The 15,671-nt window shown below is 69.8% G+C and carries 17 protein-coding genes; 8 read left to right on the top strand and 9 right to left on the bottom strand.

The window, feature by feature from the left end; all coding sequences use genetic code 11:
* The first annotated feature begins 158 nt into the window (after window positions 1–158).
* Window positions 159–1,610 carry an amidase gene (locus tag MARKY_RS01235; RefSeq protein WP_013703056.1) on the top strand — a complete coding sequence of 484 codons (1,452 nt, stop codon included), beginning with the start codon at window positions 159–161 and terminating at the stop codon, window positions 1,608–1,610.
* 14 nt (window positions 1,611–1,624) lie between these two features.
* Window positions 1,625–2,557, top strand: a complete 933-nt coding sequence (locus MARKY_RS01230) for an L-lactate dehydrogenase (RefSeq protein WP_013703055.1) — start codon at window positions 1,625–1,627, stop codon at window positions 2,555–2,557.
* Here MARKY_RS01230 and MARKY_RS01225 read toward each other — a convergent pair.
* From MARKY_RS01225 to MARKY_RS01205, 5 genes are all read right to left on the bottom strand, one after another.
* Complete coding sequence (locus MARKY_RS01225) at window positions 2,554–3,831, bottom strand: thymidine phosphorylase (RefSeq protein ID WP_013703054.1); 1,278 nt, start codon at window positions 3,829–3,831, stop codon at window positions 2,554–2,556. The genes MARKY_RS01230 and MARKY_RS01225 overlap by 4 nt on opposite strands.
* 45 nt (window positions 3,832–3,876) lie before the next feature.
* On the bottom strand, window positions 3,877–4,902 hold the full coding sequence (locus MARKY_RS01220; RefSeq protein WP_013703053.1) for a tagatose 1,6-diphosphate aldolase: 1,026 nt from the start codon (window positions 4,900–4,902) through the stop codon (window positions 3,877–3,879).
* A gap of 62 nt (window positions 4,903–4,964) precedes the next feature.
* Window positions 4,965–6,044 (bottom strand): type IV pilus twitching motility protein PilT, encoded by a 1,080-nt coding sequence (locus MARKY_RS01215; protein WP_013703052.1) that lies wholly within the window; start codon window positions 6,042–6,044, stop codon window positions 4,965–4,967.
* Complete coding sequence (gene panC, locus MARKY_RS01210) at window positions 6,041–6,874, bottom strand: pantoate--beta-alanine ligase (RefSeq protein ID WP_041657752.1); 834 nt, start codon at window positions 6,872–6,874, stop codon at window positions 6,041–6,043. The genes MARKY_RS01215 and panC overlap by 4 nt, the downstream gene beginning before the upstream one ends.
* Window positions 6,875–6,896: 22 nt before the next feature.
* Window positions 6,897–8,030 carry a M28 family peptidase gene (locus MARKY_RS01205; RefSeq protein ID WP_013703050.1) on the bottom strand — a complete coding sequence of 378 codons (1,134 nt, stop codon included), beginning with the start codon at window positions 8,028–8,030 and terminating at the stop codon, window positions 6,897–6,899.
* Between the two features lie 137 nt (window positions 8,031–8,167).
* Between MARKY_RS01205 and MARKY_RS01200 the strand changes: the two genes are divergently transcribed.
* The 5 genes from MARKY_RS01200 (at window position 8,168) to MARKY_RS11355 (ending at window position 12,155) form a co-directional block, all read left to right on the top strand.
* Window positions 8,168–8,431 (top strand): hypothetical protein, encoded by a 264-nt coding sequence (locus MARKY_RS01200; RefSeq protein ID WP_013703049.1) that lies wholly within the window; start codon window positions 8,168–8,170, stop codon window positions 8,429–8,431.
* A gap of 34 nt (window positions 8,432–8,465) precedes the next feature.
* Window positions 8,466–9,935 carry an IMP dehydrogenase gene (guaB, locus tag MARKY_RS01195; protein WP_013703048.1) on the top strand — a complete coding sequence of 490 codons (1,470 nt, stop codon included), beginning with the start codon at window positions 8,466–8,468 and terminating at the stop codon, window positions 9,933–9,935.
* Window positions 9,936–10,130: 195 nt separating this feature from the next.
* Entirely contained in the window at window positions 10,131–11,048 is a 918-nt protein-coding gene (locus MARKY_RS01190) for an arginase family protein (protein ID WP_013703047.1), read from the top strand.
* Between the two features lie 128 nt (window positions 11,049–11,176).
* Entirely contained in the window at window positions 11,177–11,398 is a 222-nt protein-coding gene (locus MARKY_RS01185; RefSeq protein WP_013703046.1) for a hypothetical protein, read from the top strand.
* 115 nt (window positions 11,399–11,513) lie between these two features.
* The gene (locus MARKY_RS11355; RefSeq protein ID WP_148230386.1) at window positions 11,514–12,155 is read left to right on the top strand and encodes a hypothetical protein; all 642 of its coding nucleotides are present in this window, start codon (window positions 11,514–11,516) and stop codon (window positions 12,153–12,155) included.
* Window positions 12,156–12,174: 19 nt separating this feature from the next.
* Here the strand turns inward: MARKY_RS11355 and MARKY_RS01175 are convergent, their stop codons facing one another.
* Window positions 12,175–13,290, bottom strand: a complete 1,116-nt coding sequence (locus tag MARKY_RS01175; RefSeq protein WP_013703044.1) for a C39 family peptidase — start codon at window positions 13,288–13,290, stop codon at window positions 12,175–12,177.
* A gap of 54 nt (window positions 13,291–13,344) precedes the next feature.
* Window positions 13,345–13,581: a hypothetical protein gene (locus tag MARKY_RS01170; protein WP_013703043.1), complete on the bottom strand. Its 237-nt coding sequence runs from the start codon at window positions 13,579–13,581 to the stop codon at window positions 13,345–13,347.
* Between the two features lie 40 nt (window positions 13,582–13,621).
* Here MARKY_RS01170 and MARKY_RS01165 point away from each other — a divergent pair, with 40 nt between their 5' ends.
* Entirely contained in the window at window positions 13,622–14,110 is a 489-nt protein-coding gene (locus MARKY_RS01165; RefSeq protein ID WP_013703042.1) for a hypothetical protein, read from the top strand.
* Here the strand turns inward: MARKY_RS01165 and MARKY_RS01160 are convergent.
* Both MARKY_RS01160 and MARKY_RS01155 read right to left on the bottom strand, forming a co-directional pair.
* Window positions 14,101–14,727, bottom strand: coding sequence for a thiamine diphosphokinase (locus MARKY_RS01160; RefSeq protein ID WP_013703041.1), 627 nt, complete (start codon window positions 14,725–14,727; stop codon window positions 14,101–14,103). The genes MARKY_RS01165 and MARKY_RS01160 overlap by 10 nt on opposite strands.
* Window positions 14,724–15,641, bottom strand: a complete 918-nt coding sequence (locus MARKY_RS01155) for an ABC transporter ATP-binding protein (protein WP_052297188.1) — start codon at window positions 15,639–15,641, stop codon at window positions 14,724–14,726. Before MARKY_RS01155 ends, MARKY_RS01160 begins: the two co-directional genes overlap by 4 nt.
* Between the last annotated feature and the right edge of the window lie 30 nt (window positions 15,642–15,671).

Genomic DNA, 15,671 nt, shown 5'->3' with positions numbered 1-15,671 from the left:
GCGCGGTCCCGAACCTCCCCGTAACGCCGTTTCGCGTCGCTCATCCCTCCTCCTGCCCCAACCTTAGAGCACCGCGCACGCCCCCGCATCCGTGCGAGTCGGACATGTGGTGTGGGAGTTTCCCCTACAAGCGCCTCCTTAGGGTAGAATCACACCAAATGAACAACCCCGCGCTGGACCCTTTTGAGCGTAGCATTCCCGAACTACAAGCCGCGATGCAGGACGGGCGGCTCACGGCCCTCGAGCTCACGCGGTACTACCTGGAGCGCATCGAGCGGTACGACCGCGCCGGCCCCCGGCTCAACAGCGTCCTCGAGGTCAACCCCGACGCCCTAGCCCAGGCCCAGGCCCTGGACGCGGAGCGCGCCGCGCGCGGGCCTCGAGGCCCGCTGCACGGCATCCCGGTTCTCCTGAAGGACAACATCGACACCGCGGACCGCATGCACACCAGCGCCGGCTCCCTCGCCATGAAGGACGCCATCGCCCCGCAGGACGCGTTCCTGGTGCGGAAGCTCCGCAAGGCCGGCGCGGTGCTGCTGGGCAAGACCAACATGACCGAGTGGGCGAACTTCATGACGGTCGGCATGCCCCCCGGGTACAGCTCGCGCGGCGGTCAGGTGGTGAACCCGTACGGCGCGGCCTTCCACCCGGGCGGCTCCTCCGCCGGCTCCGGGGTCGCGCCCTCGGCCAACCTCGCCGCGGCGGCCGTCGGCACGGAAACGCAAGGATCGATCCTGAACCCCGCGAGCCAGAACGCCATCGTGGGGATCAAGCCCACCGTGGGGCTCGTCTCGCGCTCCGGGATCATCCCCATCTCCGCCACGCAGGACACCGCCGGCCCCATGGCCCGCACGGTCACCGACGCCGCGATCCTGCTCTCGGTCCTGGCGGGGGAGGATCCCAAGGATCCCGCGACCCAACGGCGTCCCAAGGACCTCCCCCAGGACTACACGGCCTTCCTGGACCCCGACGGGCTTAAAGGCGCGCGGATCGGGGTGCCGCGCGCGGCGTTCTTCGAAAAACCGAGCGCGGAGGCCCGCGCGGTTCTCGAGGAGGCCATCCAGGCCCTGCGCGACCTGGGCGCGACCGTCATCGACCCCGCGGACCTTCCCACGGCGCACGAGGTCTTCGCGCTCGGAATCGAGGTCCTGCTCTACGAGTTCAAGCAGGAGCTCAACCGCTACTTCCGCACCCTCGGCCCGAACGCCCCCATCCACAGCCTCCAGGAACTCATCCGCTACAACGAAGCCCACCCCGAGGAGATGTTGCGCTACGGGCAGGTCCTGCTTCTCGCCGCCGAAAGCGCCGCCGGCGTGGAGAGCCCCACCTACCGGTACCACCGCGCGAAGGATCTCGAGGTCTGCAAGGGCGGGCTGGACGCGACCTTCGCGCAGCACCGCCTGGACGCCCTGGTCTTCCCCATGAACTGGGGCGCGAGCGTCGGCGCCAAGGCCGGGTACCCCAGCCTCACCGTGCCCGCCGGGTACACCCCCGCGGGGCAACCGGTCGGCCTGACCTTCCTGGGGCCAGCCTGGAGCGAAGCCACCCTGATCCGCCTGGCGTACGCCTTCGAGCAAGGCACACACGCCCGAAAACCCCCGGTATTGTGAGGGAGGGGAGCGGCGTGAAGGTCGGCATCGTCGGCAGCGGACAGGTGGGCGCCACCGCCGCCTACGCCCTGGCCCTCACGGGCGTAGCAAGCGAGATCGTCCTCGTGGACCGCGACCCAGCCCGAGCCCGCGCGCACGCCGAGGACATCCTGCACGCCACGCCCTTCGCCCACCCGGTGCGCGTCCAGGCCGGGGAATACACGGCGCTCGAGCACGCCCGGATCGTGATCCTGGCCTGCGGCGTCGCCCAGCGCCCCGGGGAGACGCGGCTCGAGCTGCTCGGCCGCAACGCCCGGGTCTTCCAGGAGGTGGTGCCCAGAGTGCTCGAGGCGGCCCCCGAGGCGATCCTCATTGTCGCCACGAACCCCGTGGACGTGATGACGCAGGTAACCGCGCGCGTCGCGGGGTTACCGCCCCAACGGGTGATCGGTTCGGGCACGATCCTGGACACCGCCCGGTTCCGCGCGCTTTTGGGGGAGTTCCTCGGCGTCGCCCCGCACTCGGTGCACGCGTACGTGCTGGGCGAGCACGGGGACTCGGAGGTCCTCGTCTGGTCCAGCGCGCTCGTGGGCGGGGTGCCCCTCGAGGCTTTCGCCCGGCAGACCGGGCGCGTTCTGACCGAGGCGGTGAAAGCCCGGATCGATGACGGCGTGCGCCGCGCCGCGTACCGCATCATCGCGGGCAAAGGCGCGACTTACCACGGGATCGGCGCGGGGCTGGCCCGGATCGTGCGCGCGATCCTGAACGACGAACGTGCGGTCCTCACGGTCTCCATCATCACCCCGGAGGTTGAGGGGGTGCCGGAGGTCGCCCTCTCCCTCCCGCGCGTGGTGGGGGCGGCGGGCGCGCTCCAGACCCTCACCCCCCCGCTCGACCCCGCCGAACGCGAGGCCCTCCAGGCCAGCGCGGCGCTCCTCAAGCGCGCCGCGGAAGCCCTGGGATACTAGCGCACGACCTCGAGGACCAAGGGGGGACGCGCGCCTTCCGGGCCGACCCCGTAGGCCTCGCGGAGGAGGGTTAGGGCCTCCTCCACGCCCCGGCCGCGGTGGTAGACGCGGGCCAGGACCTCCCCGGGCCGTACTGGATCGCCAAGCTTCTTCTCCAGGTACACCCCCACGCCGCGGTCGATCGGCTGGTTCTTCCGCTCGCGCCCCCCGCCCAACCGCAGCACGGCGAGCCCTACTTTCATCGCGTCCAGACGGTTCACCGTCCCGCCCGCTTCCGCCCGCACCTCGAGGACCTCCGGGGCGAGCTCGAGCCGCTCCGGCTCCTCCACCACGCGCCCATCCCCTCCTTGGACCTCCACGAAGGCGCGGAACTTCCGGAGGGCTGCGCCCGACTCGAGCGCCTCCCGCGCGCGCGCTGCGGGCAGGCCGGCGGCCTTTAGGGCCTCGCCCGCGAGGGTCAGGGCGAGCTCGACGAGGTCCTCCGGCCCCTCACCCCGCAGGGTTTGGATGGCCTCGCGCACCTCGATCGCGTTCCCCACCGCGCGGCCGAGGGGCTGGTCCATCTGGGAGAGGACGGCGCGCGTCTCGCGCCCCGCCTCCCGTCCGATCTTGACCATGAGCTCCGCCAAGGCGCGGGCCTCCTCCCGGGTCTTCATGAACGCGCCCGCCCCCACCTTCACGTCCAGCACGATCACGCGCGCGCCCGCCGCGAGTTTCTTGGACATGATCGAGCTCGCGATGAGGGGCAGGGCGTCCACCGTGGCCGTGACGTCACGCAGCGCGTAGAGCATCCCGTCCGCGGGCGCGAGGGCCTTAGACTGCCCCGCCACCACGAGCCCCACCTCCCGCGCGATGCGGCGGAAGGTCGCGTCGTCCAGTTCCCCGCGCCAGCCGGGGATGGCCTCGAGCTTGTCGATCGTCCCGCCGGTGTGCGCCAGGCCGCGCCCGCTCATCTTCGCGACCGTGACGCCGCTCGCCGCGAGGATGGGGGCCACCACGAGCGTGGTCTTGTCCCCCACCCCGCCCGAGGAGTGCTTGTCCACGGTCAGGCCGAGCTCTGAAAGGTCCAGCACCTCCCCGGAGCGCGCGAGGGCCTGCGTGAAGGCCACGGTCTCCGCCTCGGTCATGCCCTGGAAGTACACGGCCATCAACCAGGCCGCCGCCTGGTAGTCGGGAACCTCCCCGGCCACGTACGCCCGCACGAAGGCCTCGAGCTCCTGGGGGGTGTGTGCTTTTCCGTCGCGTTTCGCGCGAATAAAATCCACCGGACGCATGCCCTTAGCATACGGGCTCGTCCGGTGGGGCGCGTCAGGCTGTGTTTAGACGCGCTCGATCGCGTCCACCCCGCCGTAGATCGTGTGCCAGGGTTTCGCGCCCGCGGCGAGGGTTTCGTTCAACCGGGTGATGTTCTCCACGCCCTTGGTCTCGAGCCAGCGCCGCAGGCCGCTCACGCCCTCCTGGGCGTACACCGCGATCCCGTCCTTCCAGGTCGCCCGGCCGCACAGCACCCCGCTGTACGGCACGCCGGCCTCGGCCGCGAGCTCGAGGGACTCGATGAACTCGTCCATGTCCACGCCCGCGGAGAGGTAGATGAAGGGTTTCTTCGCCGCCTCGGCCGCGCGCTGGAGGTGCTCCTTGGCCTCCTCGCGGTCGTAGGCCGCCTCCCCGCCCGCGAAGGAACGCATCCCCCGGACGAACTTGACGTTCACGGGAAACTCGACCTTCAGCACGTCCACGCCGTAGTGCGGCTTGGAGAACTCCTCCATGTAGGCCGCGACGTACTTGGGCTTGACCTTGGCGAACTCGAGGCCCTTCTCGTCCCCGACGCGCTCGTCGTAGGCCAAAGGCTCGAGGAAGAGCGGCACGTCGTTCGCCTTGCACTCGGCGCCCACCCGCTCGATGAACGCTTGCTTCTGGGCGTTGATGCGCTCGTCGTCGAAGGGGTTGTAGTACACGAGGATCTTGATCGCGTTCGCGCCGGCCTCGACCAGCTTGCGCACGGTCTGCTCGGGGAGTAGGTCGGGCAGGCGCCCGCCCGCGCTGTGGTCGTACCCGCTCTTCTCGTACGCGAGGAGGAGCCCCACGCCCTCAGCGCGCTTTGCCGCGGCCCCCAGGCCGTACTCGGGGTCGAGCAGGATCGCGGAGGCGTGGGGTGTGAGCACCTCGACCACGGCCTCCTTAAAAGCCCGGAGGTCTTCCGGCGTGGCGTCGGTTCCCTTGGCCTTGGTGATGGCGCGTTTCAAGGAACCGCGCTGGTCCATCGCGGCGGCGGCGATCACGCCGCGCTCGTCCGCACATGCTTCGATCCCGGCGATCTTACCCTGGCTGAGTTTCACCTTGCTCATCCGGTCTCCCTCCCGAAGCCGATCTTCCGCACCCGATTATACCGACCCCATCCGCCCACACCTCAGTAGGTCTGCCCGGTCCGGCGGGTGAGGAGCAGCTTGAACTCGTGCGCGCTCGTCGCCGCTGCCTGGGCGTCCTCTAGGGTGATGAGCCCCTCCGTGTACAGCTCCACCAGGTGCTGGTCGAAGGTGCGCATCCCCTTGAGGTTGTCCTCCATGAGGGCCTCCTTGATCTGCGGGGTTTTTTCCTCGTCCTTGATGTACTCGCGGATCAAGGGGGTGGCGACGAGGACCTCGAGGGCCAGAACCCGCCCCTGCCCGTCCGCGCGGGGCAGCAGGCGCTGGGAGAGGATCCCGAGGAGGGACTCGGCGAGCAGGGTCCGCACCTGCCGGTGCTCGTGCAGCGGGAAGAAGTCGATGATGCGGTTGATCGTGCGGATCGTGTCCAGGGTGTGCAGCGTGGAGAAGACCAGGTGGCCGGTCTGCGCCGCGGTGATCGCCGCTTCGACCGTCTCCCGGTCGCGCATCTCCCCGATCAGGATCACGTCGGGGTCCTGGCGCATCGCGTACTTCAGGCCGGTCTGGAAGGAGTCGGTGTCCACCCCGACCTCACGCTGGATCACCAGGCTCTTCTTGTTCTTGTGCAAAAACTCGATGGAGTCCTCGATCGAGATGATGTTCCGCGCGTAGTTCACGTTGATGTGGTCGATCAACGCCGCGAGGGTGGTGGACTTGCCCGAGCCGGTGGGGCCCGTGACCAGGACCAGGCCGCGCTCCTGCGCCGCGAAGTACTCCATCACCTCGCGGGGCAGGCCGAGCGTCTCGAAGCTCGGGATGGCCTCGGCCACCACGCGCATCACCAGCCCCACCGAGCCGCGTTGCCGCAGGAGGTTGCAGCGGAACCGGGCCACGCCGGGAATGGTGTAGGCGAAGTCCATCTCCTTCTGGTACTCAAACAGCTCCCACTGCTCCGGCGTCAACAGGCTCCGCACGATCGCCTCGACCTCTCTCGGCGTCAAGGCCTTGTTCGTGAACGGTTTGAGCTTCCCGTCCACCCGCATGGTGGGAGGCGCGCCCGCGTGCAGGTGGATGTCGGAAGCGCGCTGCTGCACCATGGCCTTGAGCATCTCCACGACCGTCATCGCGGGTACACCTCCAGGTTGTCGATCAAGCGCACCTCCGGGAACCGCCCCGCCCCGATCCCCCGCGCCCCCGGCACCCACGCCTCGAGGGGCTCCAGGGTCTCGGGGTGCACGATCGCGAAGTAATCCGGCTGGAACTCGGGCACCTCCGCCAACACGCGCTCCCCAGCCGCCAGCGCCTCCTGAACCGTGCCGCCCGCCTCGGCCACCCGCCGGGCCGCCACAAGCGCGCGGTACAAAACCGTGGCCTGGGCGCGCCGCTCGGGGGTCAGGTAGACGTTGCGGCTCGAGAGGGCGAGCCCGTCCGGCTCCCGTACGGTCGGCACGCCCACCACCTCCACCGGGAAGTTCAGGTCGCGCACCAGGCGGCGGATCACCTGGAGCTGCTGGTAGTCCTTCTCGCCGAAGTAGGCCCGGCGAGGGCGCACCATGTTGAACAGCTTCGCCACGACCGTCGCTACCCCGTCGAAGTGCCCCGGCCGGTGCGCGCCCTCCCAGCGCTCGACCAGGCCGCCCGTGAGGACCACGCGGGTCGCGAACCCCTCGGGGTAGACCTCGGCTACCTCCGGCGCGAACAACAGGTCGGCTCCCGCCGCTCGGGCGAGGCGCGCGTCGCGCTCGAGGTCGCGAGGGTACCGCTGGTAATCCTCGTTCGGACCGAACTGGAGTGGGTTCACGAAGACCGAAACCACGACGGTCCCGTTCTCCTCACGAGCCCGTCGGACCAGGCTCAGGTGCCCTTCGTGCAGGTACCCCATCGTCGGCACGAACCCGACCTCGGCGCCCTCGAGCGCTGCCCTGAGGTCCTGCACCTTTCTGATAATCCTCACGGTTTTCAGTATAGTGCACCCGCTACGCGGTCACCCTCGCATCCTGCAACACCCGATCCACCAAGGCGCGGGCGTACGCCAGGGTCTCCTCAACCGCCCGGTAATCCAGGTGCGCCATCCGGTCCGTCGGCCAGTGCCAGTGGGGCGGCACCCCATCCTGGAGGCGGATCAGGCCAAGACACGCGTACCCGGCGCGCGCGAAGGGCAGCGTGTCGAAGTACGCGAGGGTGTACGCCACCGGCCGCGCCCCCTCCAGCGTCCGCGCGGCCTGCACCAGCGCCCCCCGGTACGGGTAGTAGCGGAGCATCCCCTCCCCCTCCACGAAGTGCAGGGCGCCCCGCCCCACGTTATCGATATTCAGGATGAGCGCGTCCCGCGGCACCTTCCCTGCGCGCAACAAGGCCCGCGCCCCCTTCGCGCCCACCTCCTCCGCGCCCGTCAAGGCCAGCACCACCCGCCATCCCTTTGGCACGCGCCGCGCGAGCTCCACAAACAACCGCGTGGCGACGGCCACACCGCTCGCGTTATCGTTCGCGCCGTTCACGTACGGGGCGCGCGCTTCCCGGTAGAGGAGCAGCACCCCCTGCACCGCGAAGTACGCGTCCAAAACCCGCGCCCCCAAAGGCCACGCGAGGAGCAGAAGGGGCACCAGCGTGGCCAGAAGCGCGTTGATGAGGAACTGCGTCCGGAACCCCCGCACCCGCCGCGGGTGGTACAGGAACCACGTCTTTGCGGTGTCGTAGTGCGCCATCAACACGAGGGTGCGCGGCCCCGCCCCGGCCCGCGCGATCAGGTTCTGGGAAGGGTAGCGGTCAAACACCCCGCTCCACGGCACCCCCCACCCGCCAAAATACGCCCAGAACCAGTACGCCCCCACCAGCGCCAGCCCCAAGGAGGGCCACACCCCCCCCACCGCCAGCAACGCGCTAATGGCGAAAAGCTCCCAACCGTACGTGCGCGGCGCGCGAAAGGCCTGCCGCTCCACCGCATGACCGTGCGCGGCGAGGTAGGCCTCGAGCCGCGCCGCGGCTTGGGCTTCTTCTGGCGTGGCGCTGCCCCGGTGCGGCAGCGCCACGAGCGCCTCGATCAACCGGTACACGCCCCCAGTATAGGGCGGGACGCCCCAACCCCCAGGTAGGCGCGCCCGAAAGATCATCGCTCAAACTACTCTGCATCAGGCGCAGCCCCACCCTGAGGCCTTGGCCTCTCCCCAACCCGCCCCCCCGAAGCCCCATGGTCACGCTCACCGAGATCCCCCGCGCCCCGGGAGAAGCCCTACGGTAAACTGGCGGCGTGGGCAAGAAGAAACGGTTGAAGAAACTGTACCGGCGCCAGCTCGAGGAAGCCCGCAAACCCACGCTGGGCAAGCTGCTGCGCCTGTTCCTCAAGACGTTCGTGCTCATCATGGGCCTGGGGCTTTTGATGGGGGTGGCGGTGGGCTTCGGCCTGGACGTCTTCCAGAACTTCTGGGCGCAGATCGCGGTGTACACCCTGGGGTACGTTCTGGCCTACCGCTGGTTGATGCGCGAGTTCCGGCCCCCGCCCCCCAAGCTGTAAACCCATCCCTTCAACGGGTATAATCAAGGGCAATATGCTGGATTACTCGCGCAAAATCGTGGGGGAAGGCCTGACCTTCGATGACGTGCTGTTGCTCCCCGACCACTCCACCGTCCTACCTCGGGAGGTCTCGACCCGCACCCGGCTCACGCGGCGGCTGGAGCTGAACATCCCCATCCTATCCGCGGCGATGGACACCGTGACCGAGGCCCGCATGGCCATCGCCGTCGCCCGCGAGGGCGGGATCGGGGTGCTGCACAAGAACCTCTCTATCGAGGAGCAGGCGGCCATGGTGCGCAAGGTCAAGCGCAGCGAGGCCGGCATGATCACGGACCCGATCACGCTGCCGCCCACCGCGACCCTGGAGGACGCGGAGCGCCTCATGGCCGAGTACAAGATCGGCGGGCTGCCGGTGGTGGACCTGTACGGCACGCTCCTGGGCCTCGTCACGAACCGCGACATCCGCTTCGAGACGGACCTCAACCGCCCCGTGACCGAGGTCATGACCCCCCGGGAGCGGCTCGTCACCGCGCCCGTGGGCACCACCCTGGACGACGCCGAGGAGATCCTGCGCCAGCACAAGATCGAAAAACTCCCCCTGGTGGACGAGTCCGGCAAGCTCAAGGGCCTCCTCACCCTCAAGGACATCGTCAAGCGCCGGCAGTTCCCCAACGCCGCCAAGGACCCCCAAGGCCGGCTGCTCGTCGCGGCCGCGGTGGGCGCCTCGAGCGACCTCATGGAACGCGCCGCCGCCCTGGTGGAGGCCGGGGTGGACGCGCTGGTCCTGGACTCGGCGCACGGGCACTCCCAGGGCATCCTGGACGCGCTGGTGCAGCTGAAGGAGGCGTTTGGGGACCGGGTGGACGTCATCGCGGGGAACGTCGCGACCGCGCACGGCGCGCGGGCCCTCGCGGAACGCGGCGCGGACGCGGTCAAGGTCGGGATCGGCCCCGGATCGATCTGCACGACCCGCGTCGTGACGGGCGTGGGCGTGCCGCAAATCACCGCGATCATGGAGGCCGTGCGGGGCCTGGAAGGCACGGACGTCCCGGTGATCGCGGACGGCGGCATCAAGTACACTGGGGACGTAGCCAAGGCCATCGCTGCCGGAGCGCACACCGTGATGCTCGGCTCGATGCTCGCGGGCACCGAGGAAGCCCCAGGCGAGGAGGTCCTCAAGGACGGCCGCCGCTACAAGAGCTACCGCGGCATGGGCTCCCTAGGCGCGATGCAACGGGGCTCCTCGGACCGGTACTTCCAGTCCGAAGCCAAGAAGCTCGTGCCGGAAGGCATCGAGGGCATGGTGCCGTACAAGGGCCCGGTCGGGGACGTGATCTACCAGATCGTAGGCGGCCTGCGGGCGGCCATGGGGTACACCGGGTGCGCCACGATCGAGGAACTGCGCGAAAAAGCGCGCCTGATCCGCATCACGATGGCCGGCCTGATCGAAAGCCACCCGCACGACGTGCGGATCACGAAGGAAGCCCCGAACTACTCGCGCTAAGCGCCCGGGTCGAGCGCCTGCACTCAGCCGTCCTTTGGGTCCCCCGCCGCGGCGGTTTCCGCGGCGGGGGATCCCGCGATGGGGCGCGTAGCCCCGCACCGGGCTCGGGCTTACCAGCCCGCAACACGCTGCCTCAAGGCCGGCGAGGCGCTTCACCACGTAGAAACGCCGCGTCTTCGTTAGACTAACGGTAGCATGCGCCACACCGAGCTGCCCTTCACCGGACCGGCCACCTTCCTCAAAGCCCCCCACAAGCCGCTCACCGAAACCTGGGAGGCCGACGTGGGGTTTTTAGGCTTGCCGTACGACTTCGGGGTGGGGTACCGTCCCGGCGCGCGCTTCGCGCCGAACGCCCTCCGGGAAGCTTCGGGACGGTACGCGCCCGGCCCTGAAGGGTACTACGACCCGGAAACCAACGCGCACCGCCTCCAAGGCGCGCGCCTCGTGGACGCGGGGGACGTGGACCCCGCGCAGCTCGAGTACGCGGAGACCTTCCGCCGCATCACCGAGGCCGCCCGCGCCTTGCGCGGCCGCGTGCGGCTCCCGGTCTTCGTAGGGGGGGACCACACGATCACCTACCCCGTGCTGCGGGCCTACGACGACCTGGAGGAGCTGTACGTGGTGCAGATCGACGCGCACCTCGATTACACCGACGCCCGGAACGGCACGCGCTACGCGAACTCCTCCCCGTTCCGCCGCGCGGTCGAGGCGGTCCCCGGCCTCAAGCACATCACCGTGGTGGGCCTCCGGGGGTTGCGCGCGAGTCGCGAGGCCTTCGAGGCCGCCCGGGCCCGCGGGCACACGCTCGTCTTCGCCCGCCAGGTCAAAGCGGACCTCGAGGCCACCCTTCAGCGCCTCCCGCGCGGCAAGCGGGTCTACCTCAGCTTCGATATCGACGCGCTCGACCCCGCCCTCGCTCCAGGCACGGGGAGCCCCGAGGTGGAGGGCCTCACCTACGGGGAGGCGATGCGGGTCGTGGCGCACGTAATCGCGCACAACGAGCTGGTGGGGCTCGACCTTACCGAGCTCGCCCCGAACCTGGACCCCACGGGCCGCACCGCCCTCGTGGGGGCGCGGCTGCTCGCCGAAGCCGTGGCGCTCTGGTGGGGGTAACCGGGCCCTCGCGACCCCAGCGCATCCCGAGGGCCTGCCCCCGCACCACCCAACCCTCCGGCGCGGTGGGGACTGCACGCGCCCGTTCACCCCCGCCTCGAAACACCTGCGTTAAGATAAGGACCGGCATGAAGCGCCTCGTGCATTGGACCCCCTTGTTCGTCGGGTGGGCCTTCGCGGGCCACACCCAAACCCAGAACCTGGTCGCGGACCCTGAGGTGGAGCGCGGAGTGTTCAAGGTACTGGTCTGGGTGGGGGTGGGGCTTGCCGTGCTCGCCTTCACCGCCGCTGGCTTCCTGGCGTACAGCCTGATCAAAGACTCCCGCAAGCGCGACCGCACGCCCGAGTAACCCCGCTTCATCAGGTACGGCTCGTTCTCGTTCCTGAAAGCGCGAACCCCTGTCTCCTAGGCTCTTAAGGCCTGATTAAGGAACGCACCCCACACTGGTTCCTGGGGTGATGAACATGCGGAAAACGCTGATCGCAGCGCTGGCTAGTCTAGCGGTACTCGGGTACGCGCACGGGAACGAGAGCGACACCCTGGCCGAGGTTCGGGCCGAGCTCGCAGCGCATCTACCGAGCTCGTACGTGTTCGACCTGACCCCGGAGTTCATCCAGTCCGTGGCGGACCCGGCCACGCAAGCCTTGCTGTGGGCGTACTACGCGAGCAACCTGCTCGAGGCTTACGAAGCCAGCGAGGACCCTGCCCTCCTCGAGGCCTACCGCGCGGCGATCGCGCACGCGCAGGCTTTGTCGGAGGTCATCACGGACCCTGGGGTTGTCGAGGTGCTCGCGGACGCGCTGGACGAGCTGCGGGACGAGGCTCCCGTAGAAGCCGAGGAAGCGGAGGAAATCGAGGAGGAGCACGAGCGGAGCCACGAAGCGGTCGAGGAGGAGCACGAGCACAACCCCGGGCCGGGTGGCGGTGAGGTTGAAGAGGAAAACGAGCACGCTGAGGAGACGGAGGACGCTGCGGAGGTTGAGGAGGACGACCACGGCCGGAACCGCGGGCCGAGCAGCGGCGAGGTCGAGGACGAGGACGACCACGGCACCAACGCCGGGGACGACAACCACGACGAGGAGGAGGACAGCAGCGACGACGAGTAACCCGCGCGACGCGGCGGAGCTACGGGAGGCGCTCGAGCGCCTCCCGAGCCGCTGTGAATCCCGGGTTGTACTCGAGGGCGGTCTGGAAGTCCTGCCGGGCCCCCGTGAGGTTACCCACCGCGACGCGGGCCTTTCCCCGCCAGTAGTACCATTCCTCGATGTCCCGTACGCGCTCGAGTTGTTCCGCTACCAGGTTGCCCACGTCGGTGTACCGCCCCACGCGGTAGTACGCCTCGAAGGGACCGAACTGGTACCAGAGTATGCGCGCGGGCAGGCCGATGGCGCGGGCGCGGTCGTAGGCTTCCGCGGCGCGTTCGGCGTCCCCTAGCGCGAGGGCGCTAGTGCCCAGGTTGAACCACGCGAAGGCGTCCTCCGGCCGCGCGGCCACCTCCCGCTCAGCGGTTTCCAGGGCTTTTCGCCACATCCACGCCGCGTCCCGGTACGGCCCCAGAATCGCTTCGATCTCCGCCCGGCGCTCGGGAGGGTACACCACCAGGTAGGTGTGGTTAAAGACCCGCCAGTGCTCAACGAACCGCGTGTACTCGAGCCGCTGGTTCGGGCCGTAGAACGAGTCCTGCGCGTAGAACACCCCGGCTGTTTCGTCGTACCCGAAGAGGAGGCGGTAATGCCCCATGCCGCCGTCCTCGGTCACGAACCAGGTGTGCGCGATGACCGGGTACCCTTTCGCCAGTAGGCGCTTCAGCAGGTCCGGGGTGCCCGCGACGCCCACGTGCGCTTGGAAGCCTTGCGCGCGCGCGTACGCGGCGAGTTCGTGGGGGCTGACGTTCCGGTCGGGCGCGTAGGGCTTGAGGATTGGCGCGATCTCGTACTGGTTGGTCGGGAGGCCCCAGTAACTGAGGAGCATGCCCAAGGTAGCCGGACCGCAGTTGTTGAGGCGCTGGTACTCGTGAGGTACCCCCTCGAGCCGCACCCGGAGTGGGAGGGGTTCGGGCTCGAGCACCGCCGCGCGCTCCGGGGGCGGGGTGGGGGCCTCGGCCTTGACTCGAATGACGGGCGGGGTGGGTTCTTGCGCGGGGGCCGGGGCGGGCGCGGTGGGGGGTTCCGTCCCGTTCCCCGCCCACCACAATCCCGCCGCGCCGCCCGCGATCCAGAGAAGGAGCCAGGCGCGTCGCATACGCTTTTACCTACCCTTTCGTCGCGGGCGAGGGTAGGGGCTGCCCGACATTCTTTACTCGGGGTCCTCGAACAAGCGCTCGAAGGCTTCGCGCGCCTTGCGGAGGGCGGCGATCCGGTACAGGTCGTTTTTTTGTTCGAGCTTCCCCTCGGCCGCGAGGGCGTCCAGCGCGTCGCGTAGCTCCTTGCGGCTCAAGGGCTCGCCCTCCTCGTCCAGGTAGCGCTGGATCTCCTTCTCCGTGGCCCACCCCAGCTTCCGCACCGCCTCGAGGACCCAGCCTTTGGTATCCATGCCATCATCTTATCCGCCGGTCTCCGGCAAGAATAAGGGGGTGGACCCCTACAGGGAGTACCAGGATTACGTGATGGCCTACCGGTTACGCCGGGCGCTAGGGCTCCCGCGGAGGCCGCTCCTCTCCCTTGCCGGGTACGCTGGGTTGCGCTTGGAGCGCAATCGTTTGGCCGCGCGCCTCGTAGAGGGGCACGGTACGCCGGCGCTGCTCAAGCGTCTAGACACGCTGAGCGAGCTGCTACACTACGGGTTTTGGTCCAACCCCGAGGCGCTCGAGGCCTTCCTGCACCACCTTCCCCCCGCCGCGCCGCCGTTGTTAAGCTCGCCGGAAGCGTTCGAGCAGCTGCTCACGCCGAGCGAGCGGCGGCGGTTGCTGGAACCGGGCCTTGCGGGCCGGTACTACCTGGGGTGGTTGCGCCTGCCGCGCGCCATGGACCCCGGGACGTTCGAGGCCATCCTGGAGGAGCAGGAGGGGCTTGGGCAGCGGCTCGGCTTATTCCTCGACGCCTTCCACCCGGTCTACGAGTAAACGAAGACCACGGCCCGTCCCTGCGTCAGCTCAAGCGTCACCGCTCCGCGGGCCTCGTTGCGGAGAACCCAGGTGGAGGCGAACGGGACCCGGGCGCGCTCGAGCGGCCAGCGGGCCCCGCGTATCGTGAGGCCCTCGAGGTCCGTGAGGGGCAGGACGCTCAAGCGCGTGCCGGGGGTGAGCTCGAGGGCCAGCCGGCCGGGCACGAGGGGGTAGGCCTCCTCGCGCCCGCGCGTGAGGCGTACCGCCACGCCCTCCTCCGCGAGGCGCACGGCGAGCAGGAGGTGCGCGGCGGCGTGGTCCATCTCCCCGCCCAGGGCGCCCGCGAGCACGATGCGGCGCGCGCCGCGCGCTAGCGCGGCGAGGATCGCGAGCTCCCCGTCGGTCTTGTCCTTATCCGGGGGGAAGGCCTCGCGGGGGACGCGCGCGTACCGCGCCATGAGGGCGGGGGGAGCGGAGTCGAAATCCCCCACCCACAAATCCACCGTCACGCCCAAAGCTTCCGCGTGCCGGATGCCGGCGTCGGCCGCAATGACGCGCTCGGCCGCCTGAGCTTCGCGCTTCAGGCGCGCGTTCACCTCGAGCTCCCCCCCGAGGAGCACCCAGGTCCAGCTCACGGAGCCACCTCCACCGCCCGCTCGCGCACCACCTGCACCCGCACCTCCGCCCCTTCGTGCACGCCGGGGTTCGTGCCCTCCCAGTACAGGCGCACCGCGCGGTCCTCGAGCCAAAGCCCGACCCGTCCACCCAGGAACAGGCGTTCGGTCACGCGCATCCTTCGGTCGCCCCGCCCCAGCACCACCCCGCCCGGAAGCAGGACGTGCGGGCGCGGCTCGAGCCCCACCGCGCGAGCCTCGCGGGGCTCGAGGACGTTCTTGTGCCCCAGAAACCGGGCCGTCCAGGTGTCCTTGGGTCGATTATAAAGCGCTTCCGGAGTGCCCTGCTGCACCACGCGACCCGCGCGCATCACCGCGACGCGGTCCGCGAGCGCGAAGGCTTCGGTCTGGTCGTGGGTCACCACCACCGCGGTGACCTGGCTGTGGCGCAGGAGGCGGCGCAGCTCGAGGAGCAACCCTTCCCGCAACCGCTGGTCCAGCGCGCCCAGGGGTTCGTCCAGCAAAAGCACCTCGGGCTCGGGCGCGAGGGCGCGGGCGAGGGCCACGCGTTGCTGCTCCCCGCCGGAAAGCTGTTGGGGGCGCTTGTGGGCGTGGGGCTCGAGGTGGACGAGCTCGAGCAGGGCCGCGACCCGTGCTTGGATGCGCTCCCGGGGCCAGCGGCGCTCCACCAGGCCGAAGGCCAGGTTGTCCCGGACCGAGAGGTGCGGGAAGAGGGCGTAGTCCTGGAAGACGAACCCGAGGCCGCGGCGTTCCGGGGGAAGGCGCGTGACCTCCCGGCTGGCGAGGAGGACCCGGCCCGCGTCGGGGCGTTCCAGCCCCGCGATGAGGCGCAGCACGGTGGTCTTGCCGCTCCCCGAGGGGCCGAGGAGCGCCAGGGTCTCGCCACGGCGCACCTCGAGGTCCACCCGAACCATGAACCCGTCGTCGTAGCGTTTCTCGATCCC

Origin of the sequence: Marinithermus hydrothermalis DSM 14884 (assembly GCF_000195335.1) — a bacterium.
Classification (GTDB): domain Bacteria; phylum Deinococcota; class Deinococci; order Deinococcales; family Marinithermaceae; genus Marinithermus; species Marinithermus hydrothermalis.
The sequence above is the reverse complement of the archived record's forward strand: the minus strand, read 5'-3'. Positions and strand labels throughout refer to the sequence as shown.